The sequence below is a fragment of the Exiguobacterium sp. SL-9 genome (genome assembly GCF_004336985.1).
Classification (GTDB): domain Bacteria; phylum Bacillota; class Bacilli; order Exiguobacteriales; family Exiguobacteriaceae; genus Exiguobacterium.
This window is the reverse complement of record NZ_SJUO01000047.1, coordinates 1-389: the sequence shown is the minus strand read 5'-3', so window position 1 is coordinate 389 and position 389 is coordinate 1. Positions and strand designations below refer to the sequence as shown.

The window sequence follows — 389 nt, the reverse complement described above, 5'->3', positions numbered from 1 at the left end:
AGATAATATTTATTTTGAAGATATGTCAAAAAATGCAGCTTTAAAAGCTGTTGAATTGGCAGGAGTAGATATTTCAAAATTAGATTTACATCCTTTAAACTTACCTTTGATTGAAGAGGTTAAAGCTAAATTAAACAAGGAACAAAAATATATTAGAGGATTATTTTCAGGTGGAACTTTAGCAAGTGAAGCTTATTATATTACAAAAGAAAAATATGATGATATTTATAGCAACACAGTAAAAGAGGCAGAACATCAACTAAAAGATCCACTTAAAAGTGAGGCTCATACATTTATTGACTTTGGGGCAGATGAGTACACAGATGGAAAACCTCATCCAATGATTGATCCAAGTAATCGAATTGAACGGTTTAAACAAGAGGCAAAAG

The 389-nt window shown here is 30.6% G+C and carries 1 pseudogene; it reads left to right on the top strand.

The annotated features are described in order from the left end of the window. A pseudogene (locus EVJ34_RS15590) lies at window positions 1-389 on the top strand (acyl-CoA synthetase FdrA); the annotation flags it as partial.